Source organism: Candidatus Sulfurimonas marisnigri (assembly GCF_015265475.1).
Classification (GTDB): Bacteria; Campylobacterota; Campylobacteria; order Campylobacterales; family Sulfurimonadaceae; genus Sulfurimonas; species Sulfurimonas marisnigri.
In genome coordinates, this window is sequence record NZ_CP054493.1 from 2,239,406 (window position 1) to 2,260,911 (window position 21,506).

The window sequence follows — 21,506 nt, forward strand, 5'->3', positions numbered from 1 at the left end:
TTTACTTTATTATCTTTGCTTTTTTCTTTAACTTCTCAAGAAGCTCGTCTCGTTTAATTTTCTCTTCTTTAGTTTGTAAGTCTTTTTTTAAATTATCTTTTATCTTGCTGAATGGAAGCTGCTTCGCTTCACCTTTTTCAATGACTTCTACTATATAACAACCCAGACCTCGTTCCATAACCTCACTAAGTTCCCCAGGCTTCATTTTAAACACTTCTTCTTCTATACTAGCAGTTATCTGTCCCTTATGCATAAAGCCCAAGTTACCACCCTTAACACGACTCCTGTCACTAGAGTATTTTTCTGCCACTTCCTCAAATGATGTGCCACTTTTGATTTTTGCTAATGCTTCATCTGCTTTTTTCTTTGCCTTTTTATTCCCTATAGGGTCCATTGGATTGTTTTTTATATATATCATTTTGATATTTATTCTCTCTGGCATTTTAAACTTGTGCTTGTTGTTTTTATAATATTCTTTAAGCTCTTTTTCTGTTGGTACGCTTTTTATGTTTTTTTCATAAACTTGAGCTAAAACTAACTCTTTTTTAAATGCATGCATATATAAATCGAAGCTAGTACGTTTCTTCTGAAAATAAATATCTAGTTGAGCTCTTGAATTATTTGCAGCCTTAAGAAGTTCCTTTTTTCTAGTATCTAAATCCTCTTGCTTTGGTTTAAAACCTTGTGAAAGTCCATAAGTATAAAAAATATTTATATTTATAAGTTCATCTAAGGCTTTTTTTATCAACTCATCTGTTTTTGCTTTTTTTAAATTTGTATGAAAAGAAATTCTAGGCAATAGTTTTTCAACAGTATAATTAAGTTCTTCTTGAATTATTGCTGTTCCGTTTACTACTGCAACTGTATTTTCTGGAAGTACTGTCGCATGAGAAAAAGACAAAACAATAAAAAGTGAAACTAATATCTTTTTCATTTGTCACCATCCTTTTTTGTCTGTTTTTCTTTTTCTTTTCTTTCTCTTTCTAAAACAGCTTTAGGTGTATAATCTACATACTCTTTGTACTTTAATGGATTGTTTTTTTGCCATTTTTCACTTAAGTATTGAAACGACTGTACTCTTCCTGAAAAGCCATCAGCTATAATTAGTTTATCATTTTCATCAATATACATCCCCGAAATAAGTCTAAATGTTGCTGGTTCTACGAATCCTGCATGACCAAAATAAGTCATTATCTCACCTTCTTGATTAAAAACTTGAACATTATTAAATGCACTATCAGCTACATAAATATGCCCTTCACTATCAATACCTACCCCTTTTGGTCTTGCGAAGTCACCAGGTCTATCACCAACCTTACCAATACTTTTTATAAACTTTCCATCTTTATCAAAAATCTGTACTCTAAAATTTTGTGTGTCTGTTACTACAAAATTATTGTTTCTTCTATCTATGGCAATATTTGTAGGGAAGTTAAATTCTCCATGAGCATTACCTCTTTTACCAACTTTATACAAAAGCTTTTTAGTAGCCAAATCATAAGCTTTTACATCATGTGCTTTTGTATCTACAACATATAATCTATGAAGCTCCTTATCAATAGCTATCCCTGTTGGTGCTGTAAAGTCTAAGCGACTTCCAAGAGTAAAAACTAAAGTTCCTTCTTGATATCCTGTAATTTTTTTTGCTAATATATCACTTATATACATTATGCCATCTTTATCAAAAGCTATAGAAACAGGACTAACAAAACTAGCTCCCTGGCCAGCGCCCAAGTATGCTACTTTTTTTGTTTTTTCATCAATTATAAAAACAACTCTCGTTCCTGTGTCTACTACATATATTTTTCCATTTTTAAAAGCTACACCATAAGGTTTTACTATAAGAGGGTTTTGGACTTTTTTACTAGTATCACCAGTTATACTGTCTAATAAGTTAGTTTCTTCCTCTTCAACATTTTCACCTCTATATGTGTCTAGGTAAACAATACGTGGCTTATCAGGATATGGAGGAAACGCTAGCATTTCTTGTTTTATCTCTTTTACTTTTGTTGAGCATCCTATAAACATAAGTTGCATAAAAATAAAAAGCACAGCCAATATCAGTTTCATATAACAATCCTTAAATTAAATAATTATTTTTATTGTAGCAGATGAATTTAAACAATCTACTGTAAATATAGTTTAGTAGCAAATTTCATCTATTTTTATTATTAAACTAGCATGAACATCATCCCATGTTACTCCTAAATGTTCACCACTACATGCATTGTCTAGTGAGTTCAATGCATCACTTGCATTAAAATCTCTCATATAGATATGCCACCTTGCATGAAATTCTCCTTTTTTTATAAAGTAAGATGTTTTAAGCTCTTTTTTAACGCCATTAAAGTCTAACTCAATAGTAATATAACCACTTTTTTTATAAATTTCCTTATCTGCTTCAACGGCTATAATTTTAGCTCTAATATCTTTTTTTATTATCTTTTTAAAAAAATATTCCTTCAGATTAGGTATTATCAGATCTTCTTTTGAACCAATGTCTACTATATTTATAATTACAGATGAGCCAACAAGTAGTTGCTTCAAAGTTGGTGCTTCATTTTTGGCAGGAGAGTACTTGATATCGTTAAAGTGGCTACCCATAGCAACTTTAAATTCTGTCTTATATCCTCTAAAGAGAACTTCTATATTGTTTTTTTGTGTAAACTTACAGCTATATGCCTGAGCTAAAACACTAAAAAAAACAAGTGCTACAATACTTTTTTTCATCTAAAATTCCTTCTGATTATTATGCGTATAATGATTATTATATAGTGTTTATGTAAATGGGAGAAAAAGGGCAAAAAAAAAGGCAGATGCTAAAAGCACCTGCCTTTGCGAACAAACAAGAGTATACTTATTTGTCGTGACAACCAATACAAAGCTGAGAACCTTTGTTAGTATGACGAAGATAACTAACTTCACCTGTACCTTGTGCTGAACCTGTTGCATTATGTGGATCATGACATGAAACACACTCAACTTGATCATTAGAAGAACCTCTTAGTAGATCCGACACTTTAGGAGTTGCAGGAGCACCTGGTACTAGCCATGCTTGATCTCCTGCTGGTAAAGTAGTTGCAGTTGTTCTTAAAGAAGCTCTTCCTGGAACATATGTAATAGAAATTGGATGATCATTTGATAAGTCAGCTACACCATCAGCACCACCAGCACCTGCATCATATGAACCACCAGCACCAATATTACCGCCATTCAATGAGCCAATACCAGTCATACTCATATTACCATCTTTTAGACCGCCCATACCAGAACCTGGAGCATTTAATATAGAGTTAACAGCAGAAATACCATCATGACATGATAAACATACTAAAGATGGATTCGCTGGTACAGTACCATTATTATCACTTCCACCAATCGTTTTACCATACATCTTGTAACCAGACACACCAGCCGTAGGCTTGTTTAGTGAATCTTTATTCCAAAGTGGCGCACCTGAAAAAGCTGTGTTAGCCGCGTGAGGCGTGTGACAATATACACAAATTTCACCATTATCACCAGTAGTTGCACCACCAGTTCTTACGCTAATGTTGTGTGGACTACCAGTAGCAGTAATCGATTCACCACCATAAGTAGCACCTGAAGTACCCGCGAAAGCCATTGTTGTTGTTAACAGTGAAGCTAATAACAATTTTAATTTAGTATTCATAATATCTCTCCCTTTGCATATAGTAAATTACTTATATGTTTTGTTGATATACAATATTATATCTATTAATCTTAATAATTGCAACAAGCATCAACTAAGAATTTTATTTTATCAAAAATTAAGTTACAGAAAGTAACACAGTTGCTTTCTGTTTACTTTTTATGGCATCTTTGACATACGTTAAAAGGATGGGAACCTTCCATTCTAAGTAAATATATCCCTGTGGATCCATGAGGGTTATGACAGCTTGTACAAACGAATTCCCTTCCTGGCCGTGCTGGGTCTGCTCTATCTTTTGTTGGGTGAGCTCCTGCATTTCTTGAAAAAACAAATCCTGAAACTATATGGTTGCCCGGAATCGCTTTTTCCGTATGACAAGTTGTGCACAAGTCCCAAATATGCTTACGAAGAAAAAACTCATTGTCAGAGCCGTGTGGATTATGACATCTTTTACATCTTCCATCATTAACTGGGCCATGTCCATATCTGCTTGCTTGCCACCCCTCTACAGTATCATGACAATATGCACAAGTTTTTGCGATTGGATCAGGTGCTAAATATTTCGTAAGTCCTTCATCGTCTATGTTGTATTCAGCACCTTTTCCATTATGACAAATCGTACACAACCAGTTAGCAGCAGGAGCATGCGTACTTTTGGTATTTAACTTACCGCTGTGACACTTATAACATGTAGTTTCTGAGACATCATCAAATGGTTCATCTTCAGGAGGTATATTATTTGTCATATCATGACAAGATTTACACTTCTCTTCCTCTTCTTCTGAATGAAAATAATTTTTATCATACTGTTCAGCATCATATACATCTACACCAGGGAGTACATCATTGTAAAAGTAAGACTCCCTTTTATCACTACTAAGAAGTTTACCATCTTTATATGCTTCAATAAAAATTGTATTTACTGCTGGATGAAGCTCAACGGTTTTACAATACGTATCTTTTTCTGATGTTACATCTATTGTTGTATTTATATCGCCTTGTCTAATAACTATCTTATCTACACTTTTATGATTTGCTTCAATTACAAACGTGCTGTCTTTTCCTTCGTATCTTGTATAATCAAAAGGTTTCATGATTTCAATAAAAGATGAAGCTTCTTCAGCTTTGCCGCTTAAAGCGACAAGAAGAAGAATAAAGAAAAGATATATTGTTTTCAAGACCAGATCTATTTCAGGTTGACTTTTGGAGTCTCTCTATCGTAGTGGCGACGAGCATGACAAGCTGGCGCACATGAACCGCCATTTTCAGTTTCAATATAACGAATTGGAAAATTTATTCTTCCAAACTGTGTTTTCTTTCTTAAGTGGTGTGGGTACTCTTTTGTTCCATGAAAATCATGACAAGCACGACAAGAACGACCTTTTATTTTGTTAACATGCACAAAGTGTATATTTTTATCACCATTTCTAAAGTTAGTTGCTTCAATTGTAAACTCTGCTTTAATTTTATCTGGTTCATGACACTGAAAACAGATATAATTTTTTTCGTCAAAACTTTCATAAAAAGTTCTAGGAAATGGTTTTTTTAACATTCTTAAGTTGTTTGAGCCATGAGGATTGTGACATGCAGCACAATCACCCCAAAGTATTGGACCATGCCAATCTGGATTATCTTCAAGATGTTTTGCAATATTTTGAAGCTTGTACCCTGTCTCATCAGTTTTTAAAGACTCATTGTGACATGTTAGACATAACTCTTTTGCTGTATCTTTAATAATAAACTTTGGATGCTCAGAACCATGAGGGTCGTGGCACTCAAGACATTTTCTTGGTCTATCAATTGCTCCATGCTTATCTGTAACTTCTGCTATCCAAACTTTTTTATCTACATGACACATAAGACAGATATCTTTTTTACGGTCAGCTTTTAGTTGGTAAAGATTATCTTCAGTGTGAGGATCATGACAGTTTGTACACTGATCTTTTACTGGTGGGTGAATATATGTAGTATTGTGTAAAAACTTATCTTTTGCCTCGTGACACGATGTACAAAGCTCATTGATACTAGCTCTAACCAAAAGTTTTGCGTTTGGTGATTCATGTGGGTTATGACATGCTGTACAAGCACCTGCTCCTACTGGTCCATGAATAAAATTCTTAGTATCTTTTGGTTCATGGCACTGGTAGCACAATTCTGGAGTGTCAAGCTTTAAATCTTCTCCATCTTCAGGGTTAGCTCCCTCATGACAAACAGTACAGTCTCCCCACTCATATGGAGGGTGAACAACTTTTTCATCTGCTCTTAGTGCAGTTCCGTAAAACTTCTCTTTTTCAGTTAAAGCGAGAGTTTCAGTTTCAGCTTGAGCACCAGCCATATCTGCACCAAAATCTTCAGCTGCCATGATACTTGTACATGTTAGCAATAAAGAGATAATTATATTTGCTATGTAGAAACGATTATATTTCATTTTTTACCTTTTCTTATTTATCTTTGTCTTGGTCTATCAGCAGCTGAAACCAGATATGTTGCGAGAGCCTTCATTTTGTCATTTGAAAGAGTCTTAATTTTTGCCAATTGCGGGTTCATAACAGGTGCGCGGTCTGGATAAACTATAGGGGTTCCCAATGAACTAAGATAAGACACTAAAGAACTCTCTTTACCTGTATATGCAGTCGCTATTGTCATTATTGATGGACCAATTAGCTCTTTGTCTAATTTATGGCAAAGGGTACAACCTTTTGATTCGAAGATTGCTTTACCCTTTGCTTTGATAACATCATCTGAATCTTCTGCTATAACATTAGAGAAAAACAATATGCTAAAAGATAAACCCAATATAAATTTTTTCATTTAAAAGCCTTTTTTAAAGAATAGTGCGCCGATTGTAGCATAACTTTTTTTAAATTTCTATAATTAGGCACTCATCTTTTATATTAATATCCTTATATGTTACAAAAAAAAGTTCTGCAGCTATACCGTTTCCATATTCAATAATTTCTTTTTCACAATTTAAAATAGGAGTTGTTCCAAAGCCGCAGCTTGGGCTTTTTGATTTCAAAACAATCTCATCTACTTCTGGATTCTCTTTTATAAATTCAATGATTTCATCTTCTAAAAGTTTTGTGATGTCTACATTTGTACTATCAGTAATAACTCTATTCTTGCCATCAACATTTACAATATTAATTTTTTCTCTTGGTGTTCCAAAAAGAGGTGCTTCTGGACAAAAAGGGATGATTTCATAATCTTTAAAAGCTTCAATGACTTCATTTACTTTTTTTGTTTTACCATCATAGCGACAATTCTCGCCAAGTAAACAAGCAGAGATGATGACCTTTTTACCACTATTCATTTAACTCCATTATATGAGCAAAGCCCATATAATTAACGCTAAGCGCTGTGCTACTAAAGTTGCCTCTATCGATGCAAAATGAATTTTAAATAAATTCATTAGCAGATGACTACACTCTTAATTTCTGTCATCTCTTCTATAGCGAACTTAGGACCTTCACGCCCTACTCCACTTAGCTTCACACCACCATAAGGCTGTATATCAAAACGAAGAGTTGGCATGTCATTTATAACTATTCCACCAGCATCAAGCTCAGATATAGCACGTTGAGTCAGCTTCAAGTCATTTGTGAAAACAGAAAACTGAAGTCCGTATGGAGAGTTGTTCATTCGAGGAATTGCATCATCAAATGAGCCAACTTTTATTAGTGAAACAATAGGGGCAAATACCTCTTCACAAACTATTGCCATGTCATCTCTTACATCAACCATAACACAAGGGTAAAACATTCTTCCCTCATGTCTTGGAGTAAGAAGAGGAGTTGCTCCCTCCTCTATAGCACTCTCTACCCAACCCATAGCACGAATAGCCGCATCATCATCTATAAGCGGTCCCATAAAAGTATCATCTTCATAAGGAGAGCCAACTACCAATTTTTTAGTCTCTTCTGCCATATTTTTTGCGAATTCATCATAAATATCAGAATTAACGTATATTCTCTGCAGAGATATGCAAACTTGTCCAGAGTTTACAAAAGCACCTAAAGCACAACGCTGAGCAGCCAAATCTAAATCAGCACTCTTATCTATGTAAGTAGCTGCATTTCCGCCAAGCTCTAAAGATACTTTTTTAATGCCGGCATTTTTAGTGATAATGCGTCCAACAGGAACTGAACCAGTGAAGCTGATAACACGTGGAATATTACTAGTAATTAAAGCACTTCCAACTTCTGCATCGCCGTAGACCACACTAAGAGCATCTTTTATGGCGAACTCACTCTCTATAAAGAGTTTTGCAAATTTATATGCCGTTAATGGCGCTTCTGGTGTTGGCTTTAAGACAACACAGTTTCCTGCAACCAAAGCAGGAGCTAGCTTATGTGCTACAAGATTTAATGGAAAATTAAATGGAGTGATTGCCACAACTACACCAGCTGGCTCTCTAGTGAAAAATGCAGTTGTTTTTTTACCACTAGGCATTGCATCAGTGTTAATTGTTTCACCATGCATTGTTCGCATAGTCTCAGCTGACAAAGTTACTGTTTCAATACATCTATCTACCTCAACTCTTGCAAAAGATATTGGCTTACCAACTTCATCGGTTATAGTTTTTGCGATATCCTCTTTTTGCTCTTTAAGTTTTTTTACCACATCCAAAAGCCAGTTGCATCTTTGAGAAAGAGTTGATTGTTTAGCATACTTTGTTGCGTCCTGCGCAATTTGTAATGCTTTTAAAGCATCTTTCTCATCACAAATAGGAGCATACGAGACAACTTCTCCACTAAATGGACTTCTTCTTTCACTGCAATTATCTGTTATAGCTTCAACTGAGCCAAAAAATATTTTTGCATTCATGTAATTCCTTGCGTAAAAAGTTTTTATAATTATAATATGAAAAATTATACCATTAAAAAAGTAGCAAACTTATTTTATTTTAGGCTTTTAAATTTTATGTTATTATATGGGTAGATAAACAGGAGGATGTCATGGAAGTTACTCGCTATATATTTCAGTCACCTTATTCTAGCCAAGTACAAGTTGGAAGAGCTGATACTGTTTCTGTTGGCAGTAAAAATACAGCAGATAGCAGTTCGGGACTTGATGGTGCGATAAACCAAGCGCTTAGCAATGCAGAAAACTTCGAAGCTACTCAAGTTAAAGAGCTTGAACTTACAATTAGTAGCGATTCTATTTTAGATATTTACGCCTAACAAAAGGGAAAAATGAAACTTTTTATAGTTATATCAGTGCTTCTATCAACTCTTTTTAGTGCCGAATTAAATTGGTTACATAATTATGATGTTGCCTTATCGCAAGCAAAAGAGGAGAAGAAGTGTGTTTATCTTTTTGTTGGTGCGGATGTTTGCAAATGGTGTGATAGATTTAAAGAGATGACTCTCTCAGACAATAGAGTTATACAAAGACTGAAGAAAGATTATGTACTTTTATACATGTCAAGAGATAGACATAAAATACCAGCAAAATTTAAAGTCAGAGGTGTCCCTAGACATTACTTTCTAACAAAAAATGGTGAGATAATATATGCGGCTCAAGGAAGCAGAGAAATTGACGGTTTTTACGATTTACTTGAAGAAGCTGATTTAGCAAAATAAACTAGAGTGTAATGTTCTCCAATAACTCTATATTTTTAGGTGTTACAATAATTGCATCAAAAACAAAATTTACGTCGAGAGAATTTTTTTTCATATAAACATGTGCTGTTTTTATGACTTTTGATAGCTTCTTCTGGGTTATATTTTGAATGGCACACTCATAATCAACTCCGCTTTTTACCTCTATAAAATGAATAACCTCATCTTTTACTGCAATTATATCTATCTCGCCAAAGCGAGAGTAAAAGTTTCTCTCAGCTACAAAAAATCCATTTTCTAAGAGAAATTCACTCGCTTTATCTTCAGCAATATTTCCCTTAGATCTGCTCATTTAGCAGTTAATCACTTCAACTTTTATAGATTTAAAAGCAGCAGTTAAAATAACCTCATCACACTTATCTCCAAACAGATTATTTATCTTGGAATCTGCATGGTGAAAAGTTGAAAAAAGAGTTTTTGGCTCTACTTTGTTTGTTAGCTTAACAAGAAGTGGTGAAGTTTGACCAAACTCTGTTTTTAAAATTACTCTTTCGCTTGTAAAATCTGCCACGTCATCTTCATTTACTAAAAGAACATCTTCACTATAACGCTTCATTAAACTTGGTGTCTGTTTGGTTTGCGCGGCATTATTATATTGAGCGATTGTTCTCCCCGTTGTTAAATGATAACCGGTTAATTTTTTAGCCAATATCTCTTCTATCATCCCGCGAAGCTTATATTGATGATAATGAAATTCACCAAGTCCATCGTCAGTTCTAAAGTCTAGTTGATGAAGTATCGGTGTGTCTTCCGTATGGACAGGCCACTGCAGTCCACGCTTACGGTGACGCTCAAGCCTGCTATATGAAGCTCCACTAAAACGACGATATGCAACCTCTCTTACTTCATCCCAAATCTCATTTGAGTTTTTATAAGCATAATCTCCCCCCATTTTATTATCAAGAAGTTTTATTACTTCCCAATCATCAGGCAGGTCTGATTTTACAAGCGGTTGAGAAAGATGCAGACGACGCATTGCGTTTACATAAACACCTGTTTTTTCATAGGCAGATTTTACACCTATTACTATATCTGCTCTTGATGTTATATCTGTCATAAAGAGTTCTTGAACCATAACAAACTCTAAGTTATCCATAGCTCTATTTAGTTTATTTAAATTTGGGTGTATATGAGTTAAATCTTCACCCATGTTTAAAACAGCTTTTAGGCGCCCTTCTAACATCTCATCAACTAACTGAGGTGTCATAAGACCAACTTCTTTTGGCTCTTGGTAATCAGGATCATAATTTGGAAGCATTCCCATATCACAAGCACCTTGCACATTGTTTTGACCACGAAGAGGCATAAGTCCAGCTCCGCTTTTTCCTACATTTCCTGTCATAAGAGCAAGATGTACAATAGCCATTACTGCGTAAGAACCATCTAGATGTTCAGTAACTCCTAGTCCCCAAAATATCATAGATTGTTTTAGTGCGTATTCACGAGCCACTTTTGGAATCATTTTGCTTAGATACTCATAGCCCTCAATATTTTCAAAATACTTAGGATTAGCATATGGGTCATTTAAAATCTTCTCTTTAAACTCTGCAAAACCTTTAGTTCTGTCAGCAATAAAACTCTCAGCATAAAGCTCTTCATCCATAATCACATAAGCTATCATATTTAAAACAAGTAGATTCGCTTCATGCGGGATGATTGCTTTATATTTTGAGAATCTATGAAGCTTTATCTCTCTTACGTCAAATACTGCTAGGTTATCATGCTTTTGTGCCACTTCTACAATACGGTTTGAGATAATTGGGTGAGCTTCTGTTGTGTTTGAGCCAATTACTATCATAAATTCGGCATTGTATATATCATTATACGGGTTTGTTGCCGCACCTTCACCAATAGTTTTCTTCATACCAGTAAGACTTGGAGCGTGACAAACTCGTGCACAATTATCTACATGTGGTGAGTTTATTGTGTGGCGAGTAAACTTTTGAAAAAGGTATACACTTTCACATGAAGTTCTAGCACCACCTATTGAGGCAATACTTCTGTCACCATAGTTCTTTCTAATCTCTTGAAGTTTCATAGAGGCTGCAGTTGTAGCAGAGTCTAGATCTGTTTCATACCAAGTCTCATCAAAATCAACCAATGACGAGGAGATAGCCTCTTTTATTGCTGGGTTTTTATCAAGAAAAGTTTTCCTGACTCTTGGTATTTTCAGCCTCTCTTGTGAATCAACAAAATCAAAGCCATATTTACCCTTTATACAAAGTTTTCCTTGTGAAACGACTCCATCTGGGTGTGCAAAAATCTTTTGAATTTTATTAGTATCAGTATTAACGTTAGCTGCAATATCACAGCCAACACCACAATAAGTACAAACACTATCTATAGTTTCAACATTTTCCATAAAAACTTCCCAAATTCAATTGATGAAGTTTACAATCTTATCTCTTAAAAACTGCGGAAATAAGTTTAAAAGTTTAATAATTAAATAAAATCTAAAAGGGAAAGGATAAAATCTTTTACTCTTTTGGATAGCTTTATAAATTTTCATAGCACCATCTTTGGTACTAAGTAAAAATGGCATCTTAAACTTATTTTTGTCAGTAAGTTCACTTTTTATAAAGCCAGGTAATATATTTATAACTTCTATACCATCTTTTTTATACTTGTATCTAATAGATTCAGCGTAAGCATTGAGTGCTCTTTTTGAGGAACTATAAGCTTTTGAACTTGGCATTGCAATTAGTGAAGATAATGATGAAATGAAAACTATTTTACCGCTTTTTTGTGCTTTAAACAGAGGAAGCAAGATTTCTAAAATTGCATGATTAGCAAATAAGTTAACATCGAAAAGTTTTTTAAAATCTTTAAATGGTGTTATCTCCATGGAGTGTCCTATTGATATTCCGGCATTTAAAATGACCATATCAATAGCGCCGATTAGTTTTATTTTTTCTTGAAGTTTTTCAAAGTCCGATAGGTCTGCTACAACTACATGTATATTTTTTACATGTGGGGCGAATTCTTGCTGTAGCTTTGTTAAACGAGTTTCTCTTCTTGCCAATAAAATAAGCTCATTATCTTTAGTAGCATAGAGTCTTGCTAACGCTTCACCTATCCCGCTGCTTGCTCCTGTTATTAAGATTTTCAAAGGTAAAAACCTACACTATCCTAATCATAACTGGAGTTGAGTTTACAAAATCAAGTGCTTCTATCTCTTTAATCATAGCTTGAATATCTCTTTCATATGCTACATGTGTTGAAATCAGTAAATTTGCAGAATCTTGTGATGCTGGACGTTGAAGCATAGTCTCAACTGAGATATTGTTGTCTTCAAAAATTTTTGTTATTTTTGCTAATACACCTTTTTTGTCAGAAACATTAATACGAAGATAGTATTTTGATTCAATATTTTGTGTAGCTTTAAGAGTAAGCTTACTTCCTTCCATTGGTCTGTCAAATCCAAGCATTGGAGTAGACTTTCCGCTTCTGGCAATATCTATGATATTTGCAACAACAGCAGAAGCTGTAGCATCTCCACCAGCACCAGGACCATAGTAAAGTGTCTCACCAACTTTATCTCCAACTACAGAGATTCCATTCATAACACCATCAATTTTTGCTATCATCTCTTCTTGTTTGATAAGACAAGCATGAACACGAAGTTCAACTTCATTTCCATCTTTTTTAGCAATACCAAGAAGTTTTATGGCATATCCGAATTCTTTGGCAAAAGATATATCTTCTTGAGTTACATTTTGTATACCCTCAATCAAGATATCTTCAGGCTTAGCATCTATACCATAAGCAATACTTGCTAAAATAAGTAGCTTATGAGCAGCATCAAATCCACCTACATCAAATGTTGGGTCTGCTTCTGCGTAACCTAATTCTTGGGACTCTTTTAAAATGTCATCATACGCTACACCATCATTAGTCATCTTTGTCATCATATAGTTACATGTACCGTTCATAATTCCCATAATTGATTCAATGTGGTTTGCTGAAAGTCCGTCACGAAGAGCGTTAATAATTGGAATACCACCTGCAACACTAGCTTCATACTCAAATGCTATATCTTTAGCCAAGCTTTGAAGCTCATAACGATGATATGCCAAAAGCGCTTTGTTTGCAGTAACAACCGCTTTACCACTTTTAAGTGCTTTTTTTACAACCTCAAATGCTTCTTCAACTCCGCCCATAAGCTCAACAACAATATCTATTTCACTGTCATCAAGTATGTCATCAACATTGTTAGTTAAAGTTATATCTAAACCTCTATCTTTATTTAGATTTTTAACTACTCCACTTTTAACTACTATATCCACACCAGCACGAGCAGAAATAACATCAGCATTATCTTTTAAAATTTGAGCTACACTTGTTCCAACGGTTCCAACACCAATTATTCCTACTTTTATCATACTACTTCTCTTCCTCTTGAAACTGTTTTAAAAACTCTTTAATATTTCTAGCTGCCTGACGTATACGATTGTCATTTTCTATAAGAGCTATACGAACATAGTTCTCACCATAAGCACCAAAACCAATACCTGGAGCTACTGCAACACCAGCTTCTACTAAAAGTCTTTTTGAGAATTCTAAAGAGCCTAAATGTTCAACACACTCTGGAAGCTTAGCCCAAACGAACATACTAGCTTCGTTTTTATTAATTTTCCAACCAGCTCTCTCAAATGCTTCAAGTAAAACGCCTTGTCTATGGTCATACTTATCTGTAATGTCTTTCACGCACTGCTGATCTCCATTTAGTGCGACTGTAGCTGCAACCTGAATAGGAGTAAACATTCCATAATCTAGCCAAGATTTTATCTTTTGAAGTGCGCCGATTAACTTTTTGTTTCCAACAAAGAAGCCAACACGCCATCCAGCCATATTGTAACTTTTAGAAAGAGTAAAACTCTCAACTGCAACATCTTTTGCTCCTGGAACGCTCATAATAGAAGGAGTAACATAACCATCAAAAGTTATATCTCCATATGCTATATCAGAGATAACATAAAACCTTTTCTCTTTAGCCATTGCAACTAATCTTACATAGAACTCTTGCGTTACTGTTACAGTTGTTGGGTTATGAGGAAAGTTTACCAACACATACTTTGGTTTTGGAGAAGTCTCTTTAAAAACTCTATCCAAATCAATAAAAAATTTATCTTCATCAAGTCTGTAGTGTTCATCAAACTCTATTCCAAACTTAACAACATTTCCTCCTGCTAAGATAAAAGAGTACTCATGGATAGGGTATGTAGGATCAGGTACAACAGCCGTATCACCTGGATTTGTAACTGCATAAGTCAAGTGAGCATAGCCCTCTTTTGAACCCATAGTAGCAACGCACTCTGTCATTGGGTCTAAGTCACAATCATATCTTCTTTTATACCAATCAGAGATTGCCATTAGAAGCTTAGGAATACCTTTTGATGTTGAATAACCATGAGTTTTTGTTTTCTGGGCAGATTCTATAAGTTTTTCTCGTATGTGCTCAGGAGTGTCCCCATCCGGATTACCCATAGAAAAATCTATAACATCAGCACCCGCTCTACGCTCAGCCATTTTAAGCTCATTTACCTCAGCGAAAACATACTTTGGTAATCTTTTCATCTTGTCAAACTGTATTTCATCAAACATCAAAATTTCCTGTAAAAATATTAATGGTATTTTAGCTAAAAATGTTTATAAAAGGATAATAAACTTTATTTTACTGCTTAGGAAATGCTTCTCTTACGCCAATTGATGTTAACATCAAAGCATCTTTTATATTTTTCAGAGTATATATATCAGAAATCTTTATATAATATGTGTTTTCTTTCATATCTAAAGTTATTCTTCTTCTCTTTACGTCTTTTTTTAGAACCCTTAATAAGTTTAATGATTTATCATAATAAGCAATATATGGGTACCAGCTATTTCTATGTGAGCTGGAAATTCTTAATTTTTTAATTTTTGAGACATCTAGCCAATATGAGTAAAGAGACCTCTTTAGTTCCAACTCCTCTCCATCTTCAAGAACTTTTGTGTCAAGCTTAGCTTTTTGCATATTAACAACATAGGTCCAATCTGTTTCAGATTCTCTTATAATATCTACAATTTCACAACCACTTTTACTTAACTCTTGCGATAAAATAAGAGGATCTGCTGCATATTCGGAAGTCAAACTTATCTGCCAAGTAAACTCAGATGCTTTTAAATTTGACTCTTTTGTTACATATCTGTAATAGCCTATATTTTGAAGTGAATCACTCATAATTTTAACAAAAAATAGAGGTGGGCCATCTGTTTTAAAACTAATGTTTATTTCACATGGCTCCTTAAAAAATAGATTTAAAATACCATTTTCTTTAAGAGTTTGTATAACTTTAACAGAATCAACTCTGCCATCATTTATGTAGTAATCTTCTTTTGGAGAAAAAATAATATCTATATATGCTCTATCTTTTTTAAATGCTGCTTCTCCAATAAAAGATTTAATTTTTGCTGTTAAAAGATTTTCTGATTTTGATATATGTGTCTCTTTGTTTTTGATCTCAGCAGCTGCAGAAAAAGAGAAAAATAGCGCAATTACTAAAAATATTTTTACCATATATTTCCTCTATTTAAACTCCTAAACTCTTCAAAATTTAACTTTTTTAGCTCTGCATCTTTATATAAAAATCTTACTGTTTTAGGATCTTTATACTCTGTAACAACTCCATTGATTTCAATATTTATATGTCCATGCCCAAATGCTAAAAGCCACTCTTTGCTTGGATCCAAGCTGAATTCATCGGAAAAAATTGTTTGATTTTTTTTATGTGTACTTAAGTCGATGTAGCCTAACCATACTTTAGCTCTTGGAATAATTTTAAAAGAGATTGCTTCATTTTTAGAATCATCTATTATAGTTACTTCCTTTGTTGATTCTACTTTCTCAATTGTCGAACTGTTTTCATCTTTTATATCTAACGTAATATTACTTTTAGCACTATTTATTACACTGTTGTCAACTTTAGTATTTTTTGACTCTTTACTGTTTATTGATTTTATATTTAAAAGAGCGAATGCAACAAAAATTGCTATTGCAACCCCTATATATATTGGAGCTAAATTTCTTTTTTTATTAGAAGGCAGAAAAACTTTAGTACGGTTTTCTTCGTTAACTTGGGGAGTAATAATATTAAAATATTCTTCTGCTCTGCTTTTAAGTTCACTTAAGTCAACAGAATACTCACGCTCAAAGATGGATATAAAGCCAAATAGCTGTACTCTAGTCATACCTTCAAAGCTTTCATGTAAAATAGCTTGGACATATTCTCTTGAAATATGGGTGGCCTCATGTATTTTTTGAGCACCAACTTCTTTTAATACTTCACACCCTTTTTTCATATTCGCATCCTATCCATTAAAATAGCTCCGGCAACACTAACATTTAAAGAATCAAACTCATGTGACATTTTTATACTTACTACTTCATCTAATTTAGAGACGACTCTATCAGTAAGTCCGTCACCCTCGCTTCCTAAGAATAGTGCTCTTTTTTGTTTTGGCTTTACATCTCTTATATCTAATCCACCCATATCAGCACCATAAGTAGTAAAACCAGATGTTTTAAGATCATTCATAACATCATGAACATTTGTCTCTATTGCAAAAGGCATGTCAAACAGAGCACCAGTGCTTGTTCTTAGTATTGCTTCAAATGGAAGTTTTTTAACCCCACATGCAATAATACTGTCAACACCCAGTGCATAGGCACTTCTTACAATGGCACCTATGTTTCCTATATCTGTTAAGCCTGATAAGACAAGTACAAACTCGTGATTTAAAAATGTTTTATAATCTTTGAGTTCATATTCATCAACCTCAGCCAATATTCCTTGATGAGAAGCATTCTTACACATTTTACCTGCAGCATCTGCCGGTATTCTTTTTATCTCAAAACCCATTTTCATTAGTTTTGAGTACTCTTTTTTATCCATCTCTTTGGCAAGATATAAAATCTTGATTTTTTCAGGATGCTTACTTATAATATAATTGATTGGTTGTTTTGCATAAATTAACATGAGGACATTCTATCTAAAAAAAATTAAAAAAAAAGTTTTATATCGTTTTTTATTATAAAAGTTGATATTTGATAGGAAATATTATATTTCAAGCAGTCTTTGATAGCAAGCTTTAGTATTTTCGCCAGTTATTTTACAAATGAGTTTTGCCTGAGTTTTCTTAGGAATATCGAGCTCTAAAATATCATTTTGACTTATTGCACTACTATTATGAATAGCACCTGCTTCAATCACAACAACCCATTCTCCACGAAAATTACTATTAAGCTTTAAAAGGCACTCATCAGCAGTTCCAAAATAGTAATTTTGAAACTTTTTTGTAAGCTCTTTTGCTAAAAATATTTTTCTCGAAGACTCTTCTATTGATAGCTCTTTTAAAAACTTCTCTAATCTATGCGGTGATTCATAAACAATTGTAGTAAATCCACTATTTAGCGCACCTTGAAGTGAAGCTGCTCTATCTTGACCTTTATGAGGTAAAAAGCCCCAAAACAACATCTTTGTTTCAATAAATCCACTCGCAACAAAGGCTGTAAGAAGTGCATTTGCACCAGGGAGAACATCATACTCTACTTCATTTTCTTGACAATATTTTACCAAAGCTTGTCCAGGATCGCTGATTCCAGGCATTCCAGCATCACTTGCATATACAATATTTTCATTAAAAAAAGATGGTTCAAGTCCATTTATAAAATCTTTTTCATTGTGTGAGTGAAGTGGTATAAATCTTTGATTCTCTTTAAAAGAAGTTTCGTATCGCTCTTTTAAAATGTGGATAAGTTTTTTTGTAACGCGAGTATCTTCGCAAAGGAGTATGTCTGCATCTCTTAAAGCTTCTATAGCTCTAAGAGAAATATCTCCTATATTTCCAATCGGAGTTGGAACAAGGGATAGCATTTGTTAAATCTAGTCTTTAGCGTAACGCTTGTTGAATTTCTCAATTCTACCAGCTGTATCTACCATTCTCTCAGAACCTGTAAAGAATGGGTGACATTCATTACAAATATCGATTCTTAGTGTATCTTGAGCAGCTTTATTTTGAAAGCTGTTTCCACATGCACAAGTTACAGTACAAGCTACAAAGTTAGGGTGAAGATCTTTTTTCATTTTTTTGCCTTTTGATACTCGTTTATGTGCGAATATCTATATATTTTTTTAATCCGTATGGGTGCGGATTTTTTCAATTGGAATTGTACCAAAAATTATCTTAAACTTATAGTAGTATCTTGCTAGCCACTGCCATAACAGCACTTTCAGAGCGCAACACCATTGAAGTGGAGAGTCTAAAGTTCTCTTGTTTACTTAGAAACTCTTTTTCATCCTGCGAAAAACCACCTTCGCAACCAATCAAAACAGTTTCAAACTCAGCACCGCCATTTAAAGTATTATCACAAAAGTCAAAAACCTTCGTTTTCGGGAATTCATCTATAAAATCTTTTATATTTTTATATGTATCAAACTCTAGATAGGAGCTTCTTCCGCTTTGCTGCATTGACGCTTCTATAATCCTCTCAAACCTTTTAAAATCTAGCTTGAAATTTTTTTGACTTCTAGAGCACGATATAAAAGAGATTTTTTCCACACCTATCTCACATAACGAGGGGAGAACTTTCTCTATTGAATTTGAATCAATAATGCACCATGCAACATGTAAAAAATTTTTACTTTTAATCTCTTTTATTTCAGAGGAGATAAGAGAAAGTTCTAATACTTTTGGTTCTACATGTACAACTCTGTATGTATGTAGATTTTTCATATCTGTTCTTGAGCGAAAACTAAGTTCATCCCCTTCACAGTGACGTCTTACTTTAACTAAATATTTGTAAAGTTCCCCTTTTACATGTAAAGACTCTTTACCTGCATCATCGTTAAAGGTATAGGTCAAATCCACATCCAAAAAGAGATACTTAACGTTACTAGTACTTCTAGAAATAAAACCTTTAATGCAAAAATTTTATACTCACTAAAAGCATTTTGCTCTTTTTTATTTAAGTATTTCAATCTAGATGAACGTTTTACTTCCAAGACTATTATGGCTAGTGCAAAAATTATCATAGCAATATTTGCTAAAGTAAACTCAAGATGTTTTGCCGCCATCATAACAATACCTGTAAAAATAATTACACTAATAGCTATTGAGCCTATCGGCATAAAAAGTCTCATAAATCTTCTATATTTAGTTATATCCTTCGCACGCAAAAGCATAAAAACATTGATTAAAATCACACCCAAAACAGACATAACACCGTAGTTATGTGTTACAATACTCATATCATACATTTCATTCATAGTGAAATTTTACTATAATTATTATAATTTTTGCTAAAAGGCGGGCAATGGCTGTAACAATCGAAGAAGCACTAGAACTTATTTACAAAAATACACCAAATAAATCACTAAAAATATTACCACTTGAACAACTTCTTGGTTATGTTTTATGTGAAGATATAGTTGCAAAGCACAACCTTCCATCTTATGACAATTCTGCAATGGACGGCTACGCCGTAAAAGTTGCAGATGCTGGAAAATTAGCAAAAGTTACTCATACTATTTTTGCTGGTGATGATTCAAAAGATGAGCTAGAGTCTGGATTTGCTATAAAAATAATGACAGGCGCAAAGATACCATTTGGTACTGAGTGCATAGTTCCCATTGAGGATGTCACAGAGTCTAATGCTGGCATTGTACTGCCAGAAAATCTGTATAAAAATAGACATATTCGTTTTTGCGGTGAGGACATTAAAAGTGGGTATAAACTTCTGCATAAAGGTCAAAGAATTCATGCCCATCACATTACCTTGTTGGCTTCTCAAGGTATTTCACATGTAAAAGTATATAAAAAACCTAAAGTTGCTATCTTCGCTTCAGGTAATGAGTTAAAAATGCACTTTGAGAGTGTTGAGTCATATCAACTTTACAATACAAACAGTCCAACATTTTATTCACGTGCACTTGAGCTTGGTTGTGAGGTTGAGTTTATAGGAACAGCTCACGATTCACTTGAAGATATTCACCTTCACATAAAAAGCGCACTTGATTGCGACCTAATCGTTACAAGTGGAGGAGTTAGTGTTGGAGATGCAGACTTTACAAAAGAGGCATTTGGAGCATTTGGCTATGAAATATTTTTTGATAAAATAGAGATAAAACCTGGCAAACCTACAACTTTCGGGAAAATTGGAAATACATGTGTTTTAAATCTCCCCGGAAACCCATTAGCTGCTGCACTGAACTTTGAACTATTTGGACAGAGCATTTTATTGGCATTAAGCGGTGATGAGTCTAAATATTTAAACGCAATAGAGACAAAGATGCAAACTGACTATAAGTTAAAAAAGGGAAGAAGAACATTGGTACCTGGTTTTTTTGATGGTAACTCATTTGCTCCGTATGAGAAGTTTTCACCGGGGATGATATCTCCATTGGCGACTTCAAATAGTTATATAATTATTGATAATAGTGTTGACTTTTTGACAAAAGAGGCCAGTGTAAAAATAATTCCAACAAGGTTTTATTTCACCTCAAAAGAGAGTAGTGATTTAGTTAGCAGTAACTAAACACTAAGAGGGTTTATAAAACTCTCGCCTCTTTTGATTTTTTCCCATAATTCAAAATCATTCCAGTCATTTCTAATCTCATTACTGAATATAATATCATCTAGGTTAATTATTCCCATATTTTCAGAGTAGGCATCCTCTGCAAAACATTGCGCATATCCTGTATCTGTTTCATGAACAATAATACTATTTAGCTTTACTTCTCTCTCGCCATTTACAGTTTCGGTTAACTTTAGAATTCTGTCAATCATAACAAATATAACACGAGAAAACTGCTCTGCTGAAGGAGACACTGGAAGCTGAACCCATCTGTCTGAGTATTTTTTCATATCCTCTATATATTCTAGTTCATCTTTGTCCCAAATAGTTACAGCATGATCAAAACAGTCAATAAAAGCTTTCATATTTTGTTTCATTAGTCCAAAGTCATAAACCATTTGTGCATTATCTAAAAAGTTAGATTCAAAAAGTAGTTCAATCTTGTAGGAGTGTCCATGAAGTGAACTTCTGCATCTTACAGTTGAGCAACCTCTCACTATATGAACGTTCTCAAATTTAAAAAGTTTTCTTATAATCATATATATATCCTATTAATCTCATAAAATCTGAACAAGTCCACATTTTATTCAGTCACTTAAGC

25 protein-coding genes are annotated in these 21,506 nt (G+C 33.9%); 3 read left to right on the forward strand and 22 right to left on the reverse strand.

Features of this window, described 5'->3' with window-relative positions; all coding sequences use genetic code 11:
- Position 1: 1 nt before the first annotated feature.
- The 9 genes from HUE87_RS11285 to HUE87_RS11325 form a co-directional block, all read right to left on the reverse strand.
- Entirely contained in the window at positions 2-934 is a 933-nt protein-coding gene (locus tag HUE87_RS11285; RefSeq protein ID WP_194366489.1) for a peptidylprolyl isomerase, read from the reverse strand.
- On the reverse strand, positions 931-2,070 hold the full coding sequence (locus HUE87_RS11290) for a 6-bladed beta-propeller (protein ID WP_194366490.1): 1,140 nt from the start codon (positions 2,068-2,070) through the stop codon (positions 931-933). Before HUE87_RS11290 ends, HUE87_RS11285 begins: the two co-directional genes overlap by 4 nt.
- A gap of 72 nt (positions 2,071-2,142) precedes the next feature.
- Positions 2,143-2,730, reverse strand: coding sequence for a hypothetical protein (locus tag HUE87_RS11295; protein ID WP_194366491.1), 588 nt, complete (start codon positions 2,728-2,730; stop codon positions 2,143-2,145).
- Between the two features lie 127 nt (positions 2,731-2,857).
- On the reverse strand, positions 2,858-3,670 hold the full coding sequence (locus tag HUE87_RS11300) for a cytochrome c3 family protein (RefSeq protein ID WP_194366492.1): 813 nt from the start codon (positions 3,668-3,670) through the stop codon (positions 2,858-2,860).
- 152 nt (positions 3,671-3,822) lie between these two features.
- Positions 3,823-4,848: a cytochrome c3 family protein gene (locus tag HUE87_RS11305; RefSeq protein WP_194366493.1), complete on the reverse strand. Its 1,026-nt coding sequence runs from the start codon at positions 4,846-4,848 to the stop codon at positions 3,823-3,825.
- Positions 4,849-4,856: 8 nt separating this feature from the next.
- On the reverse strand, positions 4,857-6,098 hold the full coding sequence (locus HUE87_RS11310) for a cytochrome c3 family protein (RefSeq protein ID WP_194366494.1): 1,242 nt from the start codon (positions 6,096-6,098) through the stop codon (positions 4,857-4,859).
- 17 nt (positions 6,099-6,115) lie between these two features.
- Positions 6,116-6,481, reverse strand: a complete 366-nt coding sequence (locus HUE87_RS11315) for a c-type cytochrome (protein WP_194366495.1) — start codon at positions 6,479-6,481, stop codon at positions 6,116-6,118.
- A 49-nt stretch (positions 6,482-6,530) separates the two neighbouring features.
- Positions 6,531-6,983, reverse strand: a complete 453-nt coding sequence (locus tag HUE87_RS11320; RefSeq protein WP_194366496.1) for a 2-thiouracil desulfurase family protein — start codon at positions 6,981-6,983, stop codon at positions 6,531-6,533.
- A gap of 98 nt (positions 6,984-7,081) precedes the next feature.
- Positions 7,082-8,497 carry an aldehyde dehydrogenase family protein gene (locus tag HUE87_RS11325; RefSeq protein ID WP_194366497.1) on the reverse strand — a complete coding sequence of 472 codons (1,416 nt, stop codon included), beginning with the start codon at positions 8,495-8,497 and terminating at the stop codon, positions 7,082-7,084.
- Between the two features lie 131 nt (positions 8,498-8,628).
- On the opposite strand from HUE87_RS11325, the gene HUE87_RS11330 reads away from it, so the two are divergent.
- Both HUE87_RS11330 and HUE87_RS11335 read left to right on the forward strand, forming a co-directional pair.
- Complete coding sequence (locus HUE87_RS11330) at positions 8,629-8,853, forward strand: hypothetical protein (RefSeq protein ID WP_194366498.1); 225 nt, start codon at positions 8,629-8,631, stop codon at positions 8,851-8,853.
- A gap of 12 nt (positions 8,854-8,865) precedes the next feature.
- On the forward strand, positions 8,866-9,255 hold the full coding sequence (locus HUE87_RS11335; protein ID WP_194366499.1) for a thioredoxin family protein: 390 nt from the start codon (positions 8,866-8,868) through the stop codon (positions 9,253-9,255).
- A gap of 1 nt (position 9,256) precedes the next feature.
- Here HUE87_RS11335 and HUE87_RS11340 read toward each other — a convergent pair whose 3' ends face one another.
- The 12 genes from HUE87_RS11340 to HUE87_RS11395 form a co-directional block, all read right to left on the reverse strand.
- The gene (locus tag HUE87_RS11340) at positions 9,257-9,586 is read right to left on the reverse strand and encodes a YraN family protein (protein ID WP_194366500.1); all 330 of its coding nucleotides are present in this window, start codon (positions 9,584-9,586) and stop codon (positions 9,257-9,259) included.
- Positions 9,587-11,656, reverse strand: coding sequence for a molybdopterin oxidoreductase family protein (locus HUE87_RS11345; RefSeq protein WP_194366501.1), 2,070 nt, complete (start codon positions 11,654-11,656; stop codon positions 9,587-9,589).
- 15 nt (positions 11,657-11,671) lie between these two features.
- Positions 11,672-12,403 (reverse strand): SDR family NAD(P)-dependent oxidoreductase, encoded by a 732-nt coding sequence (locus HUE87_RS11350; protein WP_194366502.1) that lies wholly within the window; start codon positions 12,401-12,403, stop codon positions 11,672-11,674.
- A 10-nt stretch (positions 12,404-12,413) separates the two neighbouring features.
- Positions 12,414-13,676, reverse strand: a complete 1,263-nt coding sequence (locus HUE87_RS11355) for a homoserine dehydrogenase (RefSeq protein WP_194366503.1) — start codon at positions 13,674-13,676, stop codon at positions 12,414-12,416.
- A 1-nt stretch (position 13,677) separates the two neighbouring features.
- Positions 13,678-14,898, reverse strand: coding sequence for an LL-diaminopimelate aminotransferase (locus HUE87_RS11360; protein ID WP_194366504.1), 1,221 nt, complete (start codon positions 14,896-14,898; stop codon positions 13,678-13,680).
- A gap of 70 nt (positions 14,899-14,968) precedes the next feature.
- Positions 14,969-15,850, reverse strand: a complete 882-nt coding sequence (locus HUE87_RS11365; protein WP_194366505.1) for a hypothetical protein — start codon at positions 15,848-15,850, stop codon at positions 14,969-14,971.
- Complete coding sequence (locus HUE87_RS11370) at positions 15,844-16,632, reverse strand: hypothetical protein (RefSeq protein WP_194366506.1); 789 nt, start codon at positions 16,630-16,632, stop codon at positions 15,844-15,846. Before HUE87_RS11370 ends, HUE87_RS11365 begins: the two co-directional genes overlap by 7 nt.
- Positions 16,629-17,309 (reverse strand): 23S rRNA (guanosine(2251)-2'-O)-methyltransferase RlmB, encoded by a 681-nt coding sequence (gene rlmB / locus HUE87_RS11375; protein ID WP_194366507.1) that lies wholly within the window; start codon positions 17,307-17,309, stop codon positions 16,629-16,631. The genes HUE87_RS11370 and rlmB overlap by 4 nt, the downstream gene beginning before the upstream one ends.
- Positions 17,310-17,390: 81 nt before the next feature.
- The gene (gene rsmI / locus HUE87_RS11380) at positions 17,391-18,206 is read right to left on the reverse strand and encodes a 16S rRNA (cytidine(1402)-2'-O)-methyltransferase (RefSeq protein ID WP_194366508.1); all 816 of its coding nucleotides are present in this window, start codon (positions 18,204-18,206) and stop codon (positions 17,391-17,393) included.
- Positions 18,207-18,215: 9 nt separating this feature from the next.
- Positions 18,216-18,416 carry a 50S ribosomal protein L31 gene (gene rpmE, locus HUE87_RS11385; protein WP_194366509.1) on the reverse strand — a complete coding sequence of 67 codons (201 nt, stop codon included), beginning with the start codon at positions 18,414-18,416 and terminating at the stop codon, positions 18,216-18,218.
- Between the two features lie 106 nt (positions 18,417-18,522).
- Positions 18,523-19,200: a 16S rRNA (uracil(1498)-N(3))-methyltransferase gene (locus HUE87_RS11390; protein WP_229855284.1), complete on the reverse strand. Its 678-nt coding sequence runs from the start codon at positions 19,198-19,200 to the stop codon at positions 18,523-18,525.
- Positions 19,191-19,598, reverse strand: a complete 408-nt coding sequence (locus HUE87_RS11395) for a hypothetical protein (RefSeq protein ID WP_194366511.1) — start codon at positions 19,596-19,598, stop codon at positions 19,191-19,193. Before HUE87_RS11395 ends, HUE87_RS11390 begins: the two co-directional genes overlap by 10 nt.
- 47 nt (positions 19,599-19,645) lie before the next feature.
- Between HUE87_RS11395 and HUE87_RS11400 the strand changes: the two genes are divergently transcribed.
- Positions 19,646-20,866, forward strand: coding sequence for a molybdopterin molybdotransferase MoeA (locus HUE87_RS11400; RefSeq protein WP_194366512.1), 1,221 nt, complete (start codon positions 19,646-19,648; stop codon positions 20,864-20,866).
- Here HUE87_RS11400 and HUE87_RS11405 read toward each other — a convergent pair.
- Positions 20,863-21,444 (reverse strand): 6-pyruvoyl trahydropterin synthase family protein, encoded by a 582-nt coding sequence (locus HUE87_RS11405; RefSeq protein WP_194366513.1) that lies wholly within the window; start codon positions 21,442-21,444, stop codon positions 20,863-20,865. The two genes, HUE87_RS11400 and HUE87_RS11405, sit on opposite strands and share 4 nt — an antisense overlap.
- Between the last annotated feature and the right edge of the window lie 62 nt (positions 21,445-21,506).